Genomic DNA, 16,931 nt, shown 5'->3' on the forward strand with positions numbered 1-16,931 from the left:
CGCCGCCGGGAAGCCGGCGGCGCGTCGGTGACCCGCGACGACCGCGGGGGTGACGTCAGCGGCGGTCCGCCGCCATGGCGGGGGAGAGGTGCCGGGCGTACGCCTCGGTGGTGAAGAACGCCGGCAGGTCCTCGCCGAGCGCCGTCTCCTCGACGATCCGGGCCGCCGCCTCGGCGCGGTCCCGGTCCGGACCGTCGCGTCCGTCGACCAGCGCGGCCAGCTCCTCGGCGAGCATCGACCGGACCAGCTCCTCGGTCACGCACCCGCCGTCGGCCAGCGGGGTGCCGTGGTGCAGCCACTGCCAGACCTGGCAGCGGGCGATCTCGGCGGTCGCCGCGTCCTCCATCAGGTTCCACAGCGCCACCGCGCCGGCACCGCCCAGCCAGGCGTCGACGTACCGCAGCGCCACCGCGACGTTCGACCGCACCCCGGCCGCCGTCACCTGGCCGGGCGTCTTGTCCACCGCCAGCAGCTCGGTCGCGGTCACCGCGACCTCGTCACGCAACCGGTCGACCTGGTGCGGCCGGTCGCCGAGCACCGCGTCGAAGACCTCCCGGCAGGTCGGCACCAGGCCCGGGTGGGCCACCCAGGAGCCGTCGAAGCCGTCGCCGGCCTCGCGCTGCTTGTCCGCCCGTACCTTGCCCAGCGCGGCCTCGTTGACCTGCGGGTCCCGGCTGGGGATGAAGGCCGCCATCCCGCCGATGGCGTGCGCGCCGCGTCGGTGACAGGTCCGCACCAGCAGTTCGGTGTACGCCCGCATGAACGGCACCGTCATGGTCACCTCGGCACGGTCCGGCAGCACGAAGTCCGGCCACTGCCCGAAGTTCTTGATCACGCTGAAGATGTAGTCCCACCGGCCGGCGTTCAACCCGGCCGAGTGCTCCCGCAGCTCGTACAGAATCTCCTCCATCTCGAACGCGGCGGTGATCGTCTCGATCAGCGTGGTCGCCCGGATGGTGCCCGGCGGCAGGCCGAGCCGGCGCTGGGCGAGGACGAACACCTCGTTCCACAGCCGCGCCTCGCGGTGGCTCTCCAGCTTCGGCAGGTAGAAGTACGGCCCGGCACCGGCGTCGAGCTGTCGGCGGGCGCAGTGGAAGAAGTACAGCCCGAAGTCGACCAGGCTGGCCGAGATCGGCCGACCGTCCACCACGATGCCCTTCTCCACCAGGTGCCAGCCGCGCGGACGGACCACGATCGTCGCGAGGTCGTCGCCCAGCGCGTACCGCTTGCCGCGCTCGTCGGTGAAGTCGATCCGCCGGTCCAGGGCGTCCATCAGGTTCAGCTGCCCGCCGATCACGTTGCGCCAGGTCGGGCTGGTGGCGTCCTCGAAGTCGGCCAGCCACACCTTCGCGCCCGAGTTCAGCGCGTTGACGGTCATCTTCCGGTCGGTCGGTCCGGTGATCTCCACCCGCCGGTCGAGCAGCCCGGGTGCGGCCGGGGCGACCCGCCACGTCGGGTCGGTGCGGATGTGTTCGGTCTCCGGCAGGAAGTCGGGCAGCTGGCCGGAGGCGTACCGGGCCCGCCGGGCGCGGCGGGTGTCCAGCAGCGCCACCCGCCGGGCGGCGAACTCGCCGTCCAGGGCGATCAGGAACTCCAGCGCCTCGGCGGTGAGCACCTCGTCGAACCGGTCGGCCATCGGGCCGAGAATCTCGTACCTCACGCGAACTGTTCCTCCTCGGTCGAGCCGCGCAGCGCGGTGGTCTCGCCGGCCGGGTTGAGCACCGTCGAGATCAGGTCGAAGTAGCCGGTACCCACTTCCCGCTGGTGTTTCACCGCCGTGTAGCCGGCCGGTTCGGCGGCGAACTCGCGCTCCTGCAGCGACACGTACGCGCTCATCCCGTCACTGGCGTAGCCGCGGGCCAGGTCGAACATCGAGTAGTTCAGCGCGTGGAAGCCGGCCAGGGTGATGAACTGGAACTTGTACCCCATGTGGCCCAGCTCCCGTTGGAACTTACCGATCGTCGCGTCGTCGAGGTGCTTGCGCCAGTTGAACGACGGCGAGCAGTTGTACGCCAGCAACTGGTCCGGGTACTCGCGCTTGATCGCCTCGGCGTACCGGCGGGCGACCTCCAGGTCCGGGGTGCTGGTCTCCATCCACAGCAGGTCGGCGTGCGGCGCGTAGGCCAGCCCTCGGGCGATGCACGGTTCGATGCCGTTGCGCACCCGGTAGAAGCCCTCGGCGGTGCGCTCGCCGGTGACGAACGGCCGGTCCCGTTCGTCGATGTCGGTGGTGAGCAGGGTGGCCGCCTGCGCGTCGGTGCGGGCGATGATCACGCTCGGCACGCCGGCCACGTCGGCGGCCAGCCGGGCGGCTTCGAGGGTGCGGATGTGCGCGCCGGTCGGGATCAGCACCTTGCCGCCGAGGTGGCCGCACTTCTTCTCGGCGGCCAACTGGTCCTCCCAGTGCACCCCGGCCGCGCCGGCGGCGATCATCGCGGTCATCAGCTCGTACGCGTTGAGCACCCCGCCGAAGCCGGCCTCGGCGTCGGCGACGATCGGGGCCAGCCAGTCGGTCGCCGGGCCGCCCGCACCGCCCGGCCCGGCGCTGTCGGGTCCGGTGCCGTCCGCGCCGCTCTCGGCGGTGCTGATCTGCGCGGCCCGCAGCAGCGCGTTGTTGATCCGGCGGACCACCGCCGGCACCGAGTTCGCCGGGTAGAGGCTCTGGTCGGGGTAGGTGTGCCCGGCGAGGTTGGCGTCGGCGGCCACCTGCCAGCCGGACAGGTAGATCGCCTTCAGCCCGGCCCGGACCATCTGCACCGCCTGGTTGCCGGTGAGCGCGCCGAGGGCGTGGACGTAGTCCTCGCCGTGCAGCAGCTGCCACAGCCGCCGGGCACCGTGCCGGGCCAGGGTGTGCTCCTCGGTGATGGCGCCGCGCAGCCGCACCACGTCGGCGGGGCGGTAGCTGCGCCGCACCCCGTGCCAGCGCGGGTCGGTGTCCCATTCGTGTCGCAACTGATCCACTGCGGTCCGCGCGGTCTCCACTGCGGTGTGCATCGTCGTCTCCTTCGGGTGGCGTGCGACCAACGGTCACATGACGTCGGCGACTGGTCGAGAGACGGAAGTAGCCAATTATTGAAAAGTCGTCGGCCCATTTTGCCAACTTGCGAAAGCATCCCTTCGCAGCCCTGCTAATGCTGGCCGGGTGCGTGTTAACGTTGGCGGATCGCAGCGGGGACGAGCGTGGAGGTGAGGGCGATCGCCAAGACCTTCGCCGGTGCCAGACTGCGCCGGATGCGCGAGGACCGGGGGATCAGTCAGACCGAGTTGGCCCGCCAGCTCAACATATCAGCGAGCTATCTCAACCAGATCGAACACGATTCCCGGCCACTGACCGTCGCGGTGCTGATGCGGATCACCGAGGTCTTCGGCGTCGACCCGACCAGCTTCGCCCCGCACGACACCCCGCGCCTGGTCGCCGGGCTGCGCGAGGCGCTCGGCTCCCGCACCGGCATCGGCGACCTGGCCGAGTTCGCCTCCCGGCTGCCCGAGGTGGCCGAGGCCGTGCTCGACCTGCACCGCCGCTACCAGCAGGCCGACGAGCAGCTTTCCGAGCTGGTCGGCGACCGGGAGCGGATCGGCCACAGCCCGCACGACCAGGTCACCGAGTTCTTCTACCGGCGGCAGAACTACGTCCCGGCGGTCGACGAGGCCGCCGAGCGGCTGGCCGACCAGATCGGCATCCGCCGGGGCGAGGCGCGGTCGGCGCTGCAGGACCGGCTGGCGCAGCGGCACGGCGTACGGATCTCCCGCGACGACGCCGACTCCCTCGGTGGCGAGCTGCACCGCTACCGGCCGCAGACCCGCACCCTGCACCTGTCCACCTCGCTACGACCTGGGCAGGAGGCGATCCGGATGGCCGCGCAGATCGCCCTGCTGGAGTACGCCGACGTGATCGACGAGATCATCGAGGAGGAAGGGTTCGGCGACATCCAGACGCAGATCCTGACCCGGGTCGGCCTGGCGAACTACTTCGCCGCCGCGCTGATCCTGCCGTACGAGCGGTTCCTCACCGCCGCCGAGACCCGCCGCTACGACATCGACCTGCTCACCGAGCACTTCGCGATGGGCTGGGAGACGGTCTGCCACCGGTTGAGCACCCTGCAGCGGCCCCGCTCGCGCGGGGTGCCGTTCTCGTTCGTCCGGGTCGACCGGGCCGGCAACATGTCCAAGCGTCAGTCGGCGACCGGGTTCCCGTTCTCCCGTACCGGCGGCACCTGCCCGCTGTGGAACGTCTACGAGGCGTTCGGCTCACCGGGCCGGGTGGTCACCCAGGTCGCCGCGATGCCGGACGGCCAGCGCTACCTGTGGATCGCCCGGACCGTCATCCGCCACCACGGCGGCTACGGTCAACCCGGCAAGGTGTACGCGATCGGCCTCGGTTGCGAGACCCGCCACGCCGGTCGGCTGGTCTACTCGGCCGGGATGGACCTGCACGCCGCCGACGCCGCCACCCCGATCGGCCCCGGCTGCAAGACCTGCGAACGGATGACCTGCCCGCAGCGGGCCGCCCCACCGATCAGCCGGCGGCTCGACGTCGACGAGAACCGCAGCACCTTCATCCCGTACCCGCTGCGGGACTGATTCCGGTCCCGCAGCGGACACGGCGCAGATTCAGGAGACCCCGACCCGCTGCCACTGCTGGTTGCCGCCAGTGCCGCAGGTGTACTGGATCACCCGGGCGCTGTCGGCGGTGGAGTACCCGGCGACGTCGAGGCACTTACCGCTGTGCCGGGCCACGATCCGCTGGTAGCCGGAGCCCGCGTCGACCAGTTGCCACTGCTGGTCGGTGCGGCCCGGCTGGCAGGCGTACTGGGCGACGGCGGTGTGGTCGGCGGTGGAGCCGTTCGACACGGTCAGGCAGCGGTCGCTGTGGCGGGCCACCAGCTGGTGGTAGCCGGTGCCCAGGTCACGTAGTTGCCAGTGCTGGTTGCCGCCGTTGTGGCAGCCGTACTGGGCGACGCCTGCGCCGTCCGCGGTGGACTCGTTGAGCACGTCGAGGCACTTGCCGCTGTGCCGGGCCCGTAGCGTCTCGTAGGCGTACCCGCCGCCGACGCCGGTGACCTGCCCGGTCGCGGTGTCGATGCTGACCTGCGGATGCCAGCTCATGCTCAGCGACGTGTTCGACGGAAAGGTCAGCGGCAGCCAGACGTAGCGGGACTCGTTGACCCGGCCACCCCAGGCGCTGGCCCAGCGGTCACCGAGGTACAGGTACGAGGTGGTGGCGGTGCCCTGCACCGGCAGGACGTAGGCCGGCTGGGAGCCGTAGGTGATGCTGTCGCCGAACGCGGTCGGCGCGGTCCAGGTGCCGGTGATGCTGCCGGCGGTGGCGTACCGGGCCTGGTTGGGCTGCCAGCCGGTGGCGCCGGAGGTGACCAGGAAGTAGACCCCGTTGCGTTTGAACATGGCCGGCGCCTCGCGGTAGTTGCCGGGCCACAGGGTCTGCACCAGGGCGGCGACGCCGGTGTAGTCGGGGGTCAGCCGGTAGATGTTCAGGTCCGCGTTGACCCGGGTCGAGGAGATCAGGTACGCGGTGCCGTCGTCGTCGCGGAACACGGTCATGTCCCGTGAGTCGTAGCCGAGCGGCCGGAAACTGCCCAGGTACGTGTAGTTGCCGTCGACGGTGTCTGAGCTGGCCACCGCCACCCGGGCCTGGCCGTAGTCGACGCCGTTCTCCCAGTGCATCCAGAGCACGTACCTGCCGGTGGCCGGGTTGTAGAGGATCTTGGGGCGCTCGATGTTGGCGACGGCGAGCTCCGGGCTGCTGGACTGCCGCAGCACGTGGTTGCGCAACTCCCAGGTACGCAGGTCGGTTGACCGGTAGACGGAGACGTACCGGAAGGTGTGGTCGTCGTGGCGGTTCTCGCCGAACCAGTAGTAGTACCCGCCCACCTTGATCATGCCGCCGCCGTGGGCGTGGACGCCGGCGCCGGTGGTGTCGGTGAACTGGGTGGCATTGGTGACGGTGACCGGTGCGGCGGCGGCCGGCGGGGTGGCCAGCGCGAGCGCGGCGACCAGCATGAGCGGGACGGACAGGGCGGCGCAGGCGGTGCGGACCAGGCGCCGCCGCCAACGGCGGGGGTGTTCCCCGGGGCGGGGTGCGGCAGGCATCGGCTGCCTCCTTCGGGGTGGCCGGGTGTGGCGTCGCGGACGTACGGCACCACGTGTGTCGATCCAGACTAGGCGTAAAAGCGACATGAATCGATGCAATGGTTCGCCGGTCGCCTGTGGATCGTCGTACGGTCGTACCGACCGCCGACCGCCGACCGCCGACCGCCGACACTTGACTCGCGACACTTGACTCTCGACCTCGACCTCGACCTTGACAGGAGCACCTGGTGTCCGACGCCCCGAAGACCGCGACCACGGCCGAGCCACTGCACCCGCTACTCGCCGACCGGTGGAGCCCGCGCGCCTTCGACCCCGAGCACCGGCTCACCGACCGGCAGCTGACCGCGCTGCTGGAAGCCGCCCGCTGGGCACCCAGCTGCGGAAACAGTCAACCCTGGCGGTTCGGCGTGGTCCGCCGTGGCGACGCCGCCCACGCCAGCCTGCTCGCCGCGCTCGACCCGGGGAACCGGGTCTGGGCGCACGCCGCCGCCGCGTTGATCGTGGTGGCTGCGCAGACCGTCGCCGACAACGGCGCGAGCCGCCCGTGGGCCGCCTACGACACCGGACAGGCGGTCGCGCACCTGTCGATCCAGGCCCAGCACGAAGGGCTCGCCGTGCACCAGCTCGCCGGCTTCGACGCCGACCGGGTCGCGGCGCTGCTGCCCACGGCGGCGCTCACCCCGCTGGTCGTCGTCGCCGTCGGTCGCCGGGCGGCGACAATCGAGCTCGACGAGCCGCTCGCCACGAGGGAGCGCGCCGCCCGGCACCGGCTGCCCGTCGCCGACCTGCTGCTGTCGGTACGCCCGGCTTCGGTGCCCGACCCGGCGTAGCCGTCACCCTGGTTGACCTGGGTGGCTAGCATTTCGCGGGACCGGTGCGCCGAGCTGGCCGAGCCGGGCGCCGACCGAGATCTGCGGAAGGGGAACCGTGTCACGGGTCCAACAAGGTATACGCAACGCCGCATATGCGATAGCCGAAGGTAACGATCCTCGCCAGATGGCCATGGCCGAGCTGCGCCGCCGTGGCGGTGCCGTGACCGGTGGGGCTGGCGGGGCGGGCGGCGGTCAGCCGGCCGAGGACGGGATGGATCCGGTCGACTTCCCGGCGGCCCGCGACCTCGGTGGCAGCATCGACACCGTCATGGAGCAGCGCCGGGTGCCGCTCGACGACGCGGGCGAGGTGCTCAACCGCAGTGAGCAGCGGCGCGGCGAGGGCGGGGCGGCGCACGTCATCTGCCCGATGGTGATCCCGCGCGGACGTTCGCTGGTCACCATGCTGCCGGTGTCGCTGCTGCTGGTGCTCGGCGTGCTCGGCTCTGCGGTCGTCGCCGCCGCCGGCGGCAACCTGTTGCTCAACCCGCTGTTCGGTATCCACTACTGGTTGCTGTCACTGTTCGCCGTCGGTTTCGTCTGGTGGCGCCAGGGCATGGTGATGGTGCCGGACGGCTGCGCCGCGCTGATCACCCGGTTCGGCAAGCTGGAGCAGGTCGTCGGCCCCGGCCGGGTGATCCTGCTGAACCCGTGGAAGCGGGTGTCGTACATCGTCAACACCACCCGCGAATACCCGTTCAACGCCCCGGTGCGCGAGGCCCCGACCAAGGGCGGGGTGAAGGCGTCCATCGACCTGTTCATCCAGTTTCGGATCAGCGACCCGGTGGAGTTCGTCTACACCCTCGGCGCGGTCCGTGGCTTCGAGGAGAAGCTCAGCAACGCGGTCAGCGAGACCATCCGCAGCCTGATCTACGAACAGCAGGCCGCCGACATCTACAACATGGTCGGCGAGGACACCGGCCGCCTGCTGGAGCAGCTCAACCAGCAGTTCCTTCCGGCGGTCGAGCTGACCAACGCCAACATCACCCACGCCGAGCCGTCCGACCGGGAGTACCGGATGGACCTCGCCGCGCCCGAGATGGTGCGGGTCGCCAAGGACGCCTACACCCACCAGTACGCGCTGCAGCTGCGTAAGGAGCAGGACGAGGGCGACCTGACCAAGGAGCTGGCCACCCTGCACGAGACCCTGTCCGGCATCCAGGCCGAGATCGCCCAGTACCAGGCGCAGATGGACACCGCGGTGGAGCGGGAGACCAACCGCGCCGAGGCGCTGGCCCGCCAGCGGTACGTGCTGGCCGAGTCCGAGGCACGGGCCAACGCCGCCCTGCTGGAGGCGCAGGCCCTGGACATCAGGGCGGTCACCGCCGCCGAGGCGCCGGAGATCCTCGACTACCGCTACCAGCGGGAGGTGCTGGACACCCTGGAGGAGGTCGCCGACCACCTGCCCCGGCTGGTGCGCATCGGCGGCTCCACCGACCCGGACGGCGCGGTCGGGGTGGACCTGCTGAAGCTGGCCCGTGAGCTGGTCGGCGAGCGGGGTGCCGACCTGTTCAGCGAGACCGACATGGCCGCGATGCGCACCCGGCTGGCCGAGGTCGCCGCCCGGATCGCCGAACGTGAGCCGGAGATCGCCGCGCTCCGTGCGGCCGACCAGCCGACCGTGCCGGGCACCGACGCCGGCATTTCCCCGGCCCCCGGTGCGCCGGAGCCGACCGACGACGACCCGGAGGCACAGCGGTGATGAGCAAACTCAGCGGCGGCAGGTCGGTCATCTCCGAGGCGGTGGCGCCGTGGAGCGAACTCGCCCAGCTGCTGCGCGGCGGTGACGCGGGCAGCCTCGTACCGGTGGTGATCCCCAAGCACCGGCGGCGGCTGGGGTGGATGGTGCCGCTCTGGCTCGGCCTGCTCGCCCTGCTGTCCGGCGTGATGTTCACCCTGAACGGTGCCGACGGGCTGATCGGCGCCGCGTACGGTGCCCTCGCCACGGCCAGCTACCTCGCCGGCGTCGTGCTGCTGCTGCTCGGCGCGCTCTGGTGGTGGCGGTCGTCCATCGTGGAGATCGAACAGGGCACCCACGGGGTGCTGACCCGCTACGGGGCGGTCGTGCGGACCCTGGAACCGGGCCGGCACTACCTGTGGCATCCGTGGTCGCGGGTCGACTTCGTCGTCGACGTGGCCACCGAGATCCCGTACTCGGCGCCGGTGATGGCCTGCCCGACCCGGGAGAACGTGCCGCTGCGCTCCATCGAGTTCTTCATGAAGCTGCGGATCACCGACGCGGTGCTGTTCGTCCGGACCATCGGCGCCGGCAACTTCGACCTGGTGCTGTCCAGCGCCGTACAGGACGCCATCCGGCAGCGGGCCCGCCAGGTGCAGACTGAACGGGCGTACGACCTGCGCGGCTCCGACGTCGCCGACATGCAGGAACTGCTCAACCGGCAGCTGTCCCGCTACGGCGTGCGGATCACCGGCTGCAACATCCCCGACGTGCAGCTGCCCACCCAGTACCAGCAGCACCTGGCCACCCGGGAACGGGTCGCCAAGGAGCACGCCGCGTACGAGCAGGAGTGGGGGCTGACCCGCAAACGGCGCATCGACAGCCTGCAGATGGACATCGAGCGGGCCAAGAAGGTGCGCGACGCCCGGTTCGTCGAGGTCAAGGCGGCCCTGAACAAGGCCCGCGAGCAGGTCGCGCAGCTGCTGGAGGAGCAGGAGACCAACGCGCAGCGGGTCCGGTTCGAGATCGAGACCCGGGGCCGCAGCGGGCTGATCGCCGCCGAGAACGAGGCCAAGGCGCAGCGTCGACTGGCCCAGGCGTACCGGGACAACCGGGCGGTGCTGCAGTACGAGCTGGCGCTGCGCCGGCTGGAGGTGGGTGCCGCGCTCGCCGGCAAGGCCCCCCAGCCGGTGGTGGTCCGCACCGACGGCACCGGCGGCGGAGACGTCTCGGCACTGTCCACCCTGCTCACCGCGCAGCTGTTGCCGCGTACCGTGGCGCTGCCGGCGCGCGGTGCCACCGCGGGCGGGGACGACGCCGGCTGACCGACCCGACCGAGGTCCGACCCCGGTCCGGGTACGGTGCATCCACCGCACACCGGACCGGGGAGGACGACATGACAGTGGACGGATGGGTCGACGGCGGGTTCAGCAACCCGGTGCTGCCCGGTTTCCACCCGGACCCGAGTGTCTGCCGGGCCGGCGACGACTACTACCTCGCCTGCTCCAGCTTCGAGTACTTCCCCGGCGTACCGATCTTCCACAGCCGTGACCTGGTCAACTGGACCCAGATCGGCAACGTGCTGGACCGCCCCGACCAACTGACCATCCCGTCGTCGGCCCCGTCGTCCGGCGGGGTGTACGCGCCCACGCTGCGCCACCACGACGGCCGGTTCTGGCTGATCACCACGAACGTGGCGGACGGCGGCGGCAACCTGCTGGTCACCGCCGCCGACCCGGCCGGGCCGTGGTCCGGGCCGGTGCGGCTGCCCGGCGTGGCCGGTATCGACCCCGACCTGGCCTGGGACGACGACGGCAACTGCTGGTGCACGACCGCCGGCGTCGGGCAGGTACGCATCGACCCACGCACCGGTGCCGCGCTCGGGCCGACCCGCCAGCTGTGGTCCGGCAGCCCGGGAGCCCAGGCACCGGAGGCACCGCACCTGTACCGGATCGGTGCCTACTGGTACCTGCTGATCGCCGAGGGCGGCACCGAGCGCGGCCACGCCATCTCGATCGCCCGGGGGCCGGCACCTGACGGCCCGTTCGAGCCGTGCCCGGCCAACCCGATCCTCACCCACCGCGGCACCGACCGGCCGATCCAGAACACCGGCCACGGCGACCTCATCCAGGCACCGGACGGCTCCTGGTGGCTGGTGCTGCTCGGCGCCCGGCCACGCGGCGGCACCCCCGGCTGGCACGTGCTCGGCCGGGAGACGTTTCTCGCCCCGGTCGACTGGGTCGACGACTGGCCGGTGGTCGGCGCGCTCACCGAGCGGATGCCCGCGCCGCGCTGGCCGGCGGCGCCGGTGCCGCCACCACCGACGCGGGACGATTTCGACGCGGAGCGGCTGCACCCACGGTGGCTGTCGGTGCGGTCCCGGCCTGACGACGTGTGGTCGACGACCCGGCCGCCGGGCTGGCTGACCCTGCAGGCGCGCGGTCCGTCGCTCGACGCCGCCGACGTCACCTTCGTCGGCCGCCGCCAGCAGCACCTGTCCTGCCAGGTACGGGCCCTGATCGACCCCGGTGACGGCCGGGGCGGGCTGGCGGTACGGATGGACGAGACCCACCACTACGCGGTCGAGGTCGGCGGCGGCGAGGTGTACGCCTCGGCCCGGATCGGCCCGCTGCGGCCGGTACTGGAGCGCCGGCCGGTGCCGCCCGGGCCGGTGGTGCTGCGGGCCGACGTCACCCCGTCGCCGACCTGGCATCCCCGGCAGGGGCCGGACGTGGTTCGGCTCGGCTTCGAAAACGCCGACGGCGGGTTCACCGTACTGGCCGAGCTCGACGGCCGTTACCTGTCGACCGAGGTCGCCGGAGGCTTCACCGGCCGGGTGATCGGCATGTACGCCGCCGCCGGTACAGTCCGCTTCGACTGGTTCGACTACCTCCCGGACCAGGGCTGCCAGGTGTGACGGCTACCGCCATCGTCGCTGGTGACAGCCGGGGCGGCAGGTGTGACCGGCGTCCTTGGTGCCGATGATCACCGGTGGCTAGCGTGGCCGGATGGTCTCACCCGGCACGGTCCCCGTCGACAGGCCGGCCGGGGTCCCGCGGCCGCAGATCCCGCTGCTGCTCGGGGCGGTCTTCCTGGTCTTCCTCGGCCAGATGTCGATGAACCCGATCATCGCCCCGTTGGCCCGCGAGATCGGCCTCGCCGAGTGGCAGGTCGGGGTGACCATCAGCATCTCCGCGCTGATGGTGGTGGTCACCAGTCAACTGTGGGGCCGCCGGTCCCAGTCGTGGGGCCGCAAGCCGGTGCTGATCGCCGCGTTCGCCCTGGCCACCCTGACGATGGCGCTGTTCGCCCTGCTCGCCGACCTCGGCATGCGGGGCGTCGTCACCGGCACCACGCTGTTCCTGCTGTTCGTGGCGTTCCGGGGCGTCGGGTTCGGCGCCGCGCTCGCCGCCGTGCCGCCGACCGCGCAGGCGTACATCGCCGACGTCACGGTCGACCAGTCCGCCCGGGTCAGAGGGATGGCCGGGATCGGGGCGGTGCAGGGCGGTGCGATGGTCGCCGGTGCGCTGGTCGGCGGGCTGCTCGCCGGTTTCGGGCTGATGGCTCCGCTGGTGGTGGTGCCGGTGCTGCTCGCGGTCGGGCTGGCCGTGGTCGCGGTGCGGCTGCGTCGGGAGAGCCGTACCGAGCTCGTCGAGAAGCCGGTGCGGGTCAGCCCGTTCGACGCCCGGGTGTGGCCGTTCCTGCTCGCCGGGTTCGGCATGTTCACCGCACTCGGTTTCGTCCAGGTGGTCAGCGGGTTCCTCGTCCAGGACCGGTTCGGGCTGGACGCGGAGGCCACCGGCCTGATCACCGGTGCGGCGCTGCTCGCCGCCGGCGTCGGGATGGCGTTCGCGCAGACCGTCGTCGTGCCGCGCAGTGGCTGGCGGCCGGCGAGGCTGCTGCGGGTCGGCGGGGCTGTCGGCCTGGTCGGGTTCCTTCTGCTGGTGCCCGACACCTACGTCGGGTTCCTGGTCGCCGCGATGGCCATGATCGGGCTGGGTCTCGGCATCGCGATGCCCGGCTACGTCGCCGGTCCGACGTTGGCGGTACGCCGCGACGAGCAGGGCGGGCTGGCCGGGGTGATCGGTGCCACCAACGGACTCACCTTCGTACTGGCGCCGACCGCCAGCACAGCGCTGTACGCCGTCTGGGCCCCGCTGCCGGTACTGATCGGCGCTGCGGTGATGGCGTCGGTCACGGCCTTCGTCCTGGCCCATCCCACGTTCCGTCGGCCCGTCCGAGGCGGCGGCGGACGAGGGTACGCCGCCGCCGCCGGCCGGGCCGGGTGACCCTACGGCGCGAGCATCGACGCGCCGATGCCGGTGTCGCTGGTGAGAAACGTCGTCTCCGGTAGCCGTCCGTCGGGCCGGCGCGGGCCCTGGGCAGTGGCGGGGTCGATGGACCGGAACGACTCCGCCGACCAGGATCCGCCGTCCCAGGTGTTGCCCTGCGACCGGCTGCCGCGCAGCTGCACGTTGCCGTTGTCGCCGTCCGTGCCGTTGCCGACGGCGGCGTTGTCGACCAGGGTCGCCTGCGGGACCGGCAGGTGGAATCCGGCGCCGCCGTTGCGGAACGCCGTGTTGCCGGTCAGGTCGAGGGCACCGGCGTTGCCGCCGTCGGCGAACCCGTGACCGGTGTTGTCCCAGGCGGCGTTGTCCCGCAACAGGTGCCCGGCGGCCGGTGCCGGGCTGCCGCCACCGAGCCGGAAACCGTCGGCCGCGCCGTGCCAGTCGGCCACCGCCCAGCGGTTGACTCCGTTGCCGTACGCCCAGTTGGCCTCCAGCAGCACCGGGTCGGCGAAGTGGCCGACGTCGAAGCCGTCGCTGGCGTTGCCGAACGCGCGGCAGCCGCGAACGACGTTGCCGGTGCCGTCGCCGAACTTGACCGCCAGCCCGACGCCGGCGCCGCCGGCCTCCGCCGGGTCGTAGTTGGTGTGGAAGTCGCTGTCCAGCACCTGGTTCCCGGTGGTGCCCTCGTCACGCAGGGTCAGTCCGGACCGGGCGTTGTGGTGCATCGACAGTCGCCGGAAGATGTTGTCGCGGCAGGAGACACAGACGTACGCGTGGCTGCCCGAGTTCATCACCTCCAGCCCCTGCACGGTCCAGAAACTGCCCCGGTGGGTGACCATCCACTTGTCCGCCGGGACCCCGCTCGCGTCGATGACCGGCCGCTCCCCGGCGTAGTTACTGAGCGTGATCCGGCGTTCCGGTGCACCGTTGACGTCGATCACCACGGGATCGCTCGGACGGTACGTACCCCCGCGCAGCGCGATGGTCTGGCCCGGCTCGACGACCGACACCGCCTTGTCGAGGGTGGCGTACGGCCGCTGCCGGCTGCCGTCGCCGTCGTCCGAGCCGTCCGGCGCGACGTACACGTCGGCGCTGGTCACCCCGTCGGCCGGGGACACGGCCGGTGGCGACGTCGGTACCGCCGTAGCGGATGCCGGCGGTGAGCTCGCCACCGGCGCCGGGACGGCCGGGACCGCCGCCCGGCGGGCTGCGGTCGGGCTGGCGACCGCGCTCGCGTCACCGCCGCCGGGCAGCGGCTTCTCCTGCACGGCGTAGACGAACCCGCCGCCGGCGGCGACGGCCACGGCCGTGGCCACCGCCGCCGCCTTCTGCTGGAACAACCCGTTCAGCTGGGTCAGGACCAGTTGCCCGATCGACTGCCCGCCGGCCGCAGCCGGTGTCAGCGTCGCTGGTGCGGCGGCTTCACAGGCGATCCGTACGCCTTCCAGCAGCGCCAGCGGCAACGGCAGGGGCGCGACGCTGGGCAGTAGCTCCTCGGGCGCGACCAGGCCGACTCGGTGGATGCCGCACCGGTCGCAGGTCCGGCAGTGCCGGATCAGTCGTTTCCGCCAACGACCGTCGGTGCTGCCGTCCCAGCCGTGCAGCAGGTCGCGCAGCCCGGTGCAGCGGGGGGCGGCCCGCAGTACGCGGACCACCGTCCGGGTGGCGTCGAGCCGGTCGCGCAGGCGTTGCAGCCGTACCGCGGCGTGTGGCGGTGGGACGCCGAGCGCGGCGGCCAGTTCACTGCGGGTCAACTCGCCGCTGACCTCCTGCCACCAGAGGGCGAGCAGCCGGCGGTCGTCTGGTTCGAGCCATCGAACCGCTTCCGCGAGTTCGCGTCGTTGCCCGGTCAGCATCAGTTCACCGACGGTGCGTTCGGCGACGTCGTCGGGGTCGGCCAGCTCGGCGGGGGTGGCGTCGTCCCGGACGCGGAGCAGCGCACGCTTGCGCTCCCGCAGGTACTGCTGGATCTGCCGGTAGGTCACCGACACCGCCCAGGCGCGGAACCGGCCCGGCTCCCGCAGCGACGGTAGCCCGCGGATCAGCCTGAGCGCGGTCTCCTGCACGAGATCGTCCACATCGGCGTGTCCGTGCAGAGCCCGACCGACGATGTTGTAGATCAACGGCAGGTGTCCGGCGATGAGCTCGTTGAGTGCCTGTTGGTCGCCGGCCTGGGCGTCGAGCACCAGGGCGGGCAGTCCCAACTCAGCCTCGGCGCTACTGTGCGTCATCCGTGCACCGTTGCCTCGCTGGTCGACATCTTACCTGAACCGATCGTTGCATAACGATGCCTGTCTGTAAAGAAGGTCAACTTGCGCTACAAACTCCCTGCTGGTGGTGGATGTATCGAAGTTCTTCGCCGGTTTCTGTTATCCCCGAGTTAGTTGTGACGTCTACCTAAAAGCCGCACCCGTCCAGGGCGGCATGTGCGTTGCGTGACCGCCTGCTGCTTCGTCCGGCAGCTCGCGCGGCCCGCGTCGAGGAGGAAGGAAGACCGTGCAGAGACTCAGGAACCGAGGTGGGCCCGCCCGTCGGTGGGCGGCCGTGGCGGTGGTCGCGGTGGCGTTGCCGGTGGCGGTGGTGTCGACGGTGGCGGTGTCGGTGTCGCCGTCGTACGCGGCGACGATCGACACGGGTGCGTACTACGTGTTGACGTCGCGGCACAGTGGTAAGGCGGTGGATCTGTTCGAGTGGGCGACGCATGATGGTGCGCCGATCGTGCAGTGGGCGCGTAATGATCTTGCGGTGCAGCAGTGGCAGTTCGTGCCGGTGGGTAGTGGCTACTACCAGGTGCGGTCGCGGCATTCGGGCAAGGTGTTGCAGGTGGCGAATGCGCAGGATGGTGCGGAGTTGACGCAGCAGGTTGCGGGTTCGGACACGCGGCAGCATTTCGGTGTGGTGGATTCGGACAGTGGTTTTGTGCGGTTGATCAATCGGCACAGTGGTAAGGCGTTGGATGTGTGGGAGTGGTCTACTGCGGATGGTGGGCGGATCTCGCAGTACACGGACACCAACGGCTGGAACCAGCAGTGGCAACTGCACAAGATCGGATCCGACGTGCCGCCGGGTGCCATCGTCGTCGCCGCCGACGGCAGCGGCCAGCACACCACCGTCCAGGCGGCGGTGAACGCCGCGCCGAGCAACAGCGGGGCCCAGGTCACCATCGCGATCAGGCCAGGCAGCTACCGGGGGTGGTGTCGATACCGTCGAACAAGACCAATCTGCACCTGCAGGGGCTCGGTACCGGGCCGTCCGAGGTGGTCATCGTCGAGAACCACTCGGCCGGGACGACCCGGCCGGACGGCGGTACCTACGGCACCGTCGGCAGCGCCACGATGACCGTGGCCGGCAGCGGGTTCACCGCGACGAACCTGACCATCGCCAACGACTTCGACGAGGCGGCCAACGCCAGTCAGCCGGGTCATCAGGCCGTCGCGCTGCATCTCAACGCGGACCGGTCCGTGCTTCGCGACGTCCGGCTTCTCGGCGACCAGGACACCTTCCTGGTCGGCGGCAACGCACGGTCGTACGTGCGCAACTCCTACGTCGAGGGCACCGTCGACTTCATCTTCGGCGACGGTGTCGCCGTGATGCACAGTTCGCAGATCCACGAGAAGCGGGCCACGGGTGGCCCGATTACCGCGGCGCGTACGCCCGCGTCGCGACAGTACGGATTCCTGTTCTACCGCTGCAACCTGACGAGCTCGGCGGCGGCCGGATCGAGCAGTCTGGGCCGGCCGTGGGGTCCGGACGCACAGGTGCTCTACCGGGAGTCGACCCTCGGGGCTCATATCGACACTGGTCAGCCGTGGACGAACATGTCCAGCAACACCTGGCAGAACGCCCGGTTCCGGGAGTACCGCAACAACGGGCCGGGATCGGGTTCCGGCGGCAACCGTCCGCAGCTCACCGACGCCCAGGCCGCCGACTACACGCCGCAGCGCTACCTGGCTGGCACCGACGGCTGGAATCCGGTCGGCTGAATTG

At 71.3% G+C, this 16,931-nt stretch carries 12 protein-coding genes; 8 read left to right on the top strand and 4 right to left on the bottom strand.

Annotation, left to right across the window (positions count from 1 at the left end; all coding sequences use genetic code 11):
* Positions 1-55: 55 nt before the first annotated feature.
* Both aceB and aceA read right to left on the bottom strand, forming a co-directional pair.
* A complete protein-coding gene (aceB, locus tag O7629_RS07820) occupies positions 56-1,660 on the bottom strand; it encodes a malate synthase A (protein WP_278168363.1) in 1,605 nt (534 codons plus the stop codon).
* On the bottom strand, positions 1,657-2,994 hold the full coding sequence (gene aceA, locus O7629_RS07825; protein WP_278168364.1) for an isocitrate lyase: 1,338 nt from the start codon (positions 2,992-2,994) through the stop codon (positions 1,657-1,659). The genes aceB and aceA overlap by 4 nt, the downstream gene beginning before the upstream one ends.
* 192 nt (positions 2,995-3,186) lie before the next feature.
* Here aceA and O7629_RS07830 point away from each other — a divergent pair, with 192 nt between their 5' ends.
* Entirely contained in the window at positions 3,187-4,581 is a 1,395-nt protein-coding gene (locus O7629_RS07830) for a short-chain fatty acyl-CoA regulator family protein (RefSeq protein WP_278168365.1), read from the top strand.
* Between the two features lie 30 nt (positions 4,582-4,611).
* Here the strand turns inward: O7629_RS07830 and O7629_RS07835 are convergent, their stop codons facing one another.
* The gene (locus O7629_RS07835; protein ID WP_278168366.1) at positions 4,612-6,108 is read right to left on the bottom strand and encodes an RICIN domain-containing protein; all 1,497 of its coding nucleotides are present in this window, start codon (positions 6,106-6,108) and stop codon (positions 4,612-4,614) included.
* Positions 6,109-6,335: 227 nt separating this feature from the next.
* Here O7629_RS07835 and O7629_RS07840 point away from each other — a divergent pair, with 227 nt between their 5' ends.
* The 5 genes from O7629_RS07840 (at position 6,336) to O7629_RS07860 (ending at position 12,944) form a co-directional block, all read left to right on the top strand.
* Positions 6,336-6,938 carry a nitroreductase family protein gene (locus tag O7629_RS07840; protein WP_278168367.1) on the top strand — a complete coding sequence of 201 codons (603 nt, stop codon included), beginning with the start codon at positions 6,336-6,338 and terminating at the stop codon, positions 6,936-6,938.
* A gap of 166 nt (positions 6,939-7,104) precedes the next feature.
* Entirely contained in the window at positions 7,105-8,679 is a 1,575-nt protein-coding gene (locus O7629_RS07845) for an SPFH domain-containing protein (protein ID WP_278168368.1), read from the top strand.
* Positions 8,679-9,980 (top strand): SPFH domain-containing protein, encoded by a 1,302-nt coding sequence (locus tag O7629_RS07850; RefSeq protein ID WP_278168369.1) that lies wholly within the window; start codon positions 8,679-8,681, stop codon positions 9,978-9,980. The genes O7629_RS07845 and O7629_RS07850 overlap by 1 nt, the downstream gene beginning before the upstream one ends.
* Before the next feature lie 71 nt (positions 9,981-10,051).
* The gene (locus tag O7629_RS07855) at positions 10,052-11,572 is read left to right on the top strand and encodes a glycoside hydrolase family 43 protein (protein WP_278168370.1); all 1,521 of its coding nucleotides are present in this window, start codon (positions 10,052-10,054) and stop codon (positions 11,570-11,572) included.
* Positions 11,573-11,663: 91 nt separating this feature from the next.
* The gene (locus O7629_RS07860) at positions 11,664-12,944 is read left to right on the top strand and encodes an MFS transporter (RefSeq protein ID WP_278168371.1); all 1,281 of its coding nucleotides are present in this window, start codon (positions 11,664-11,666) and stop codon (positions 12,942-12,944) included.
* 2 nt (positions 12,945-12,946) lie between these two features.
* On the opposite strand, the gene O7629_RS07865 is transcribed toward O7629_RS07860, so the two are convergent.
* Positions 12,947-15,175: a sigma-70 family RNA polymerase sigma factor gene (locus O7629_RS07865; RefSeq protein ID WP_278168372.1), complete on the bottom strand. Its 2,229-nt coding sequence runs from the start codon at positions 15,173-15,175 to the stop codon at positions 12,947-12,949.
* 265 nt (positions 15,176-15,440) lie between these two features.
* Here O7629_RS07865 and O7629_RS07870 point away from each other — a divergent pair, with 265 nt between their 5' ends.
* Both O7629_RS07870 and O7629_RS07875 read left to right on the top strand, forming a co-directional pair.
* Positions 15,441-16,283, top strand: a complete 843-nt coding sequence (locus tag O7629_RS07870; protein ID WP_278168373.1) for an RICIN domain-containing protein — start codon at positions 15,441-15,443, stop codon at positions 16,281-16,283.
* The gene (locus tag O7629_RS07875) at positions 16,172-16,927 is read left to right on the top strand and encodes a pectinesterase family protein (protein WP_278174452.1); all 756 of its coding nucleotides are present in this window, start codon (positions 16,172-16,174) and stop codon (positions 16,925-16,927) included. The genes O7629_RS07870 and O7629_RS07875 overlap by 112 nt, the downstream gene beginning before the upstream one ends.
* Positions 16,928-16,931 lie beyond the last annotated feature (4 nt).

The sequence above is a fragment of the Solwaraspora sp. WMMD792 genome (genome assembly GCF_029626105.1).
Lineage (GTDB): Bacteria > Actinomycetota > Actinomycetes > Mycobacteriales > Micromonosporaceae > Micromonospora_E.

Excerpts from the sequence above, each read along its gene's own strand:
- O7629_RS07865 (WP_278168372.1), bottom strand. The coding sequence starts at position 15,175 with ATGACGCACAGTAGCGCCGAGGCTGAGTTGGGACTGCCCGCCCTGGTG.
- O7629_RS07845 (WP_278168368.1), top strand. The coding sequence starts at position 7,105 with ATGGCCATGGCCGAGCTGCGCCGCCGTGGCGGTGCCGTGACCGGTGGG.
- O7629_RS07855 (WP_278168370.1), top strand. The coding sequence starts at position 10,052 with ATGACAGTGGACGGATGGGTCGACGGCGGGTTCAGCAACCCGGTGCTG.
- O7629_RS07850 (WP_278168369.1), top strand. The coding sequence starts at position 8,679 with ATGAGCAAACTCAGCGGCGGCAGGTCGGTCATCTCCGAGGCGGTGGCG.
- O7629_RS07860 (WP_278168371.1), top strand. The coding sequence starts at position 11,664 with ATGGTCTCACCCGGCACGGTCCCCGTCGACAGGCCGGCCGGGGTCCCG.
- O7629_RS07835 (WP_278168366.1), bottom strand. The coding sequence starts at position 6,108 with ATGCCTGCCGCACCCCGCCCCGGGGAACACCCCCGCCGTTGGCGGCGG.
- aceA (WP_278168364.1), bottom strand. The coding sequence starts at position 2,994 with ATGCACACCGCAGTGGAGACCGCGCGGACCGCAGTGGATCAGTTGCGA.